Raw genomic sequence first — 5,861 nt, 5'->3', positions numbered from 1 at the left:
CTATTTTGTTGTAGGGCAAATAATGCGAGTGCTTGCGCTCGATATTGCTGTTTTTGTTTTTCGGCACGAACAAGATCCGTTTGATATATGGAGGCTTCTTTACATTTTAATGTTTGTAAAGAAGGTAACTCAGCTAATCTTGCAATGGTTGAAAGTTCAATTTTAGTTTTATATAACTCTAATTGCTTAACCTGATTTAACAGTCCACGATCTAACCATTGGTTAAATAATGAATCATCAATTGACCAGATAGAGAGGTTATCGGCAAAAATATCCTGTTTTACCAGTAAATCATCAAAGGTTTTAAAATCAAGACCTAAATCATCTCTAGGTACTAATAGTGACACATAAGCATAATCATCTTTTATAATCACTTGTTCAATCTGTTTTTGCTCATTGAAATATAATTCTAAATTACCTGAATGATCTGTTTCTGCATAATCTAAATAGCGTGATTCAATCCTTTTACATACATTATTTTCCCACTCCAATAACCACTCTCTATCGCCAGTTGTTTCGGTAATATCAATGTCATTTTCTTCATATTTTCTTATTCGACCTGTACCATCAGGAAAAAAAACAATATTCTTAACAACCCAACCTTCAATACATAGCCCTTCACTTAATAAAAATCCAGAACTATAATTATAATATAATCCAGTAAATGGCTGTCCTTGATAATAACAACGTATCTGATTCATTTCATAATCAAAATATTCTGCGCTAGTTAACAAATCATAATCAATTTTAATCATACCATCGGCTTGTAAAGCGCCATAATCTCGACTACCTGTAATAATACCGTCGGTAATTTCGTATACCTGATAAAGTTGATTATCTCGATGATCGTAAGCTTCGCCATTAAATTGCGTATCGTTATAAAAGTAGTAATTACTGCGCTTTTCTAGTTGATTGAGTTCTATTCTGACTATCATGATTTTTTAATCTATTAAGTAAGCTGTTGTTTTAAATCATCCGGTAAAAATGCCTGAAAATAATCGATTCTGCCGTCATTAAAGGTTATTTTTATATTGCTATTTTGTTGTAGGGCAAATAATGCGAGTGCTTGTGCTCGATATTGCTGTTTTTGTTTTTCGGCAGCAACGAGGTCTATTTTATATACGGAAGACTCTTTACATTTTAATGTCTGTAAAGAAGGTAATTGAGCTAATCTAGCAAAGGTAGAATATTCAATATTTGTATAGGATAACTCTAACTGCGTTATCTGATTTAAGAGCCCGCGATCTAACAGTTGGTTAAATAATGAATCATCAATTGACCAAAGAGAGAGGTTATCGGCAAAAATATCCTGTTTTGCCAATAAATCATCAAAGGTTTTAAAATCAAGACCTAAATCATCTCTAGGTACTAATAAGGAAACATAAACATAATCATCCTCAATAATTGCTCGGCTGATTTGTTTTTGATCGTTGAAATATAATTTTATATTACCTGAATGATCTGTTTCTGCATAATCTAAATAGCGTGATTCAATCCTTTTACATACATTATTTTCCCACTCCAATAACCACTCTCTATCGCCAGTTGTTTCGGTAATATCAATTTGTTTTTCTTCGTATCTTTTTATTCGACCTGTACCATCGGGATAATAACCGATAGTTTTAACAAACCAACCATCAATACACAAATGTTCGGCTTGTACAAAACCAAAACTATATTGATAACATAAACCTGTAAATGGTTTTCCTTGATAAGAATAACGGATGTCGTTCATTTCATAATCAAAGTCACCGCTATGTAACAATTCATAATCGACCTTTATCATACCATTGGCTTCAAAAACACCATAATCTCGACTACCTGTAATAATACCGTCGGTAATTTCGTATACCTGATAAAGTTGATTATCTCGATGATCGTAAGCTTCGCCATTAAACGGCGTATCGTTATAAAAGTAGTAATTACTACGCTTTTCTAGTTGATTGAGTTCTATTCTGACTATCATAATATGAATTCCTTAATTTTTTACTCTGTTTAATCATCAATGCGTCCAGTTGAAATCTGAATGCCTTTTGATTTGGATAAAATGCCACTACAGTGTCGGCAGGCTGGGAATACATTACCTTGATCATATTCGGTTAAGCGAATGGTATACACTTCAATTTTGTCTAGATATTCGTCAACATTTTTCCCTTTTGCCTCTAATTGCTGAAATACATTATTAGTCGATAACACTTCAGCATGCATACCCGGCAAGCCATCAATTATACGAAACTGTTGATTATTCGCAATAAATTCTCTGATTAATCTTTCGGTGGTAGGGTGCATCGCGGCAAAACTTGGGGTAACATTAGGATATAAAGCACTTGAGTCTTCATAAGACTTCTTCAATAGCTTAATATATTTATCTGCATCAATAAACCGATAATAAGTTGCATCGATCGCTTCAACCAGTTTCACTCTACCATTTTTTAACTCTTTATAATATGGCACTTGTAAATTATAAAAATTTGCTTGCGAAACAATGCCTTCAACCTCACAACGGGTTTGGGCTAAAGCTACCCGTTTTTTTATGATATCTTCATCAAGTTTATTTTTTTTCCAAGCTGCCAACTCATCTTCTAACTCTTTCTGACCTTTCTTTTTATTTGCATGGTTGGTATAAACCGTAGTTTTACTTTCGGTTTCACTTGTATTTGATTTTCTTGTACCTGAATCTAAATCGGTTGTGTCGGTAATTACCCCTTTTTTTTCATTTAATGATGAGCGCTCTTTACCTTTAGTTAAATTTTTATTCAATACTGTATCAAAATATTCACCCGGTACCGCTTTTGCTTTGTTTTCCATACTTAATAGTTCCCACTTTTGTGGGTATATAGCAGATAACGTTTTTTCTACACCGTTTTCATAAGTAATTTGAACTGAAAGTATTTTGTTATATTGCGTATCTTTTGTGTATGGCATTAAACTGGGTATCTCATCGGCAATATTTGATACCGTATTAGGCGAAGCAGGTAATACCTGATTTGAGTTTTCCACTCTATTGGGTACTGGGGATGACTCTGTTTTTTGGCTCGGTATGTTGCTTGGTATCTCAGAGAGCGAATTTTCAATACCCGGTTTTGGGAAATGTTCTTCACCTGAAATATATCGATCTATCTTTTCCAGACTCATCGTGGTTTTAGAGGGAGACGGATCATTCTTTAATGCAGTAAGATTTTTTTTGCTTCCGTGAATACTTATTGTGATAAGTATCCCATCCATGATGCCTCTTTTGATTAGTGCAGAAATTTTAGCTAATTTGATATCGGCTGGTAGCGTTTTATTGTGCATCACTGAATAAATGGCTTCGGCTAGTTCTTCAGTTATCAAAATGCCTTGTAATGAATCTGCACTTATTTGACCTATTAACGTGATTTTAACGGCTTGTTTTTGGCTAAGATTGGTTAATAATAGTGTTTTACTACTCCATTTTGCCGATGCGATAATTGTACCACCAGCAAACACATTAGAAACTATCGTTAAGATGTCAAATGAATCATCTTTCCAATTACTAAACCCTTCGCTATGCCGATCGGCAATATTGATAACAGCCGAGGTAGTTGACGCCGCAATCGATGACCATATTAACCCTGATACCACTCTTGAACCTGGCACTGGAGCAACTAATGTAATGACACCAGCAACCACTATTGCCGCAAATCCTAATGATGCTAAGGCATCAGATAAGGTATCTGAATCACTTTTACCATCTGTATCAAAATTAATTTCGATACCACCATAAATAATCTCTTTCCCTAAGATAATCCGATTATCATCATCAAAAGTGACTTCTTTTGCGACGCCAAATTGTTTATCTACTGCGGCATAGCCTTTAATAATGCCTTCTGGATAACGGTTATCTTTATCCCAACATTCAAGTGCTTGCTTAATGGCGTCTTCTTTTGTTTCGCCTTTGCCAACATAGACACCACAAAATGATCTGTCGACGGGGTTAGTCCAGTCAATTAAATGAACTTCGTTATCATTATAAAAATAGCCCACTCTTAATGACATATCTTCACGTTCACCATAAATGCTTGAAATATGTTTAACGTGAACTTGTCCAAAGTTTTCGCGGCAATCAGCTGGCACTTTATCAAGCAAAAATTTGAGTTTATCCTTGAAGAGCTTTAACGATTCCATTCGATTTTGATAGGCCTGTTCATCCTCGGATGATAGCTGCTGTTGCTTTTCTTGCACTAAGATCCAGTCAATTTGCTGAGTTAAATTTTTATAAAAAATAAATGGATTTTCTGACTCTTCGGCAGTATTTGTGGAATACGCAACACTTTGTTTTGCATTAATCACATTTTGGATATATTCAATATATTCCTTTCGGTTACCGTATATTATTTCGCAAACAATTTTGTGACGCCCTTCAATAGCCCATTTTACTTCGTTCCATTGAGTTGAATTTTGAGGTCCATTAATGACTTTTCCTAGGTATTTATCATCAGTTCTGAACGAAATATGGTGATAACACCTCCATGAAGCCCTAATTTGTTCAAGCGCAGGTGCGTCGGGATTGATTCTTTGTAAAGAAAAAGACATGATCTTTCCACGTATCACATTAGTTAAATTGGGTTTAGCCACAATTCGATAATTTTGCATGGTTATTCCTTATTTATAGATACTTTATATTTAGTCGTTTTGATATCTGCTTTTGCAAATAAATAATCGATAGCTAATTTATCTTTGTGGTAAGGCCCTAATGCTTGGTAAATATCTTTTACCATGTCTTTTCCATAAATTTCCTTATAGGCATCAATTGTCATTTCAATGGTATTTTTGGAATAAGTTAAATACCCAATCATTTGTTCTGAATTTATCGTTTCAATGGCTTTATGCAATCGTTGAGCATTGGCTTTCGCTAAAATGTCATCATCATCTGGAAACTGATAATAATAGTCTATATTAGGAGGAACATGTTTTAATACCACTTTTCCTTCGCGATCTAAACGACCTTGTCTAAATTCACCATTATCAAAACAAACTTGATATTTAGTCGTTGGAATTGGGTAACCATCATCGGTTTCAAGATACAGCGTTATTCCTTCTTGTTTATCTTGTGTGGTGAAAGTTTGAGGAATAGCACCTGATAAAAGTGTCGATTTATAATCTAACGACGATACCCCCATCTTCTGGAAGACATTGCATTTAAGATAGATATTATCCTGTGTACCCAGTTCAATGCCTTCACTGCTAATTTTGATATAAGAGCCACCACAAATGAGGGTGAGGTTATCTTTGGCGGTAATGGTTACCTTGCCATCCACGCTATCCACTTTGATATCTTGCTTGGCAGCCATGTTGAGGTTGGCGTTTTGGGCTTGCACTTCAATATCACCTTGGTTGGCAAATAGTTTCATCCCCGATTTTTGCGCAAATAAACCAATCGCTTCAGCCGATGAAACAGTGACGTTGTTTAAAGCGTTGATGTCGGTTTGATGTTCGCTGGTTAAGGTGAGGCTGTTAGCTGTTGTCAGTTGGATGTTTTCAGGGCTGGTTAGGGCGATGCCTTCTTGCGCATAGGCCAGTAGGCCACTTTGGGTTAGCTGAGTTAAGTTGGCTTTAAGTTGCGCTTGGCTGTCGGTATCGGCGCTGTGCGCTTCGGACTGGGTGGCGGCATTTTGTAGCGCTTTGGCAATAGAGAGGGCATTTTCAAGTTGGCTTATTGCCGCTTGCATATCCAGTTGTTTACCTTGCGCTTTCGGCTCGGTTTGGGTGGTTAAGTATAAGCCTTTGTTAGCAGCAATCGCCCCCCATTCATCAGTGCGCAGTTCAAAGCCTTCACCGCGAGGTTGTTTTTTTTCGTTAACTAAGTGACCAATATTAAGTTGAGTTTTGCCGTATTCGGT

The 5,861-nt window shown here is 35.9% G+C and carries 4 protein-coding genes; all 4 read right to left on the bottom strand.

Going from position 1 to position 5,861, the window contains the following annotated elements; genetic code table 11:
* On the bottom strand, positions 1 to 935 hold a 935-nt coding region (locus A9G24_RS01555), incomplete at its 3' end, for a hypothetical protein (protein WP_141673023.1).
* Between the two features lie 14 nt (positions 936 to 949).
* On the bottom strand, positions 950 to 1,966 hold the full coding sequence (locus A9G24_RS01550; protein WP_065637470.1) for a hypothetical protein: 1,017 nt from the start codon (positions 1,964 to 1,966) through the stop codon (positions 950 to 952).
* A 29-nt stretch (positions 1,967 to 1,995) separates the two neighbouring features.
* Entirely contained in the window at positions 1,996 to 4,614 is a 2,619-nt protein-coding gene (locus tag A9G24_RS01545) for a YwqJ-related putative deaminase (RefSeq protein WP_065637469.1), read from the bottom strand.
* A 2-nt stretch (positions 4,615 to 4,616) separates the two neighbouring features.
* The coding region (locus tag A9G24_RS01540; RefSeq protein WP_141673022.1) for a DUF2345 domain-containing protein at positions 4,617 to 5,861 on the bottom strand (1,245 nt) is incomplete at its 5' end.

The organism is Gilliamella sp. App6-5, from assembly GCF_001690525.1.
GTDB classification, from domain to species: Bacteria; Pseudomonadota; Gammaproteobacteria; order Enterobacterales; family Orbaceae; genus Gilliamella; species Gilliamella apicola_H.
Note: the sequence above shows the minus strand (reverse complement) of the source record. Positions and strands in the feature narration are given on the sequence as shown.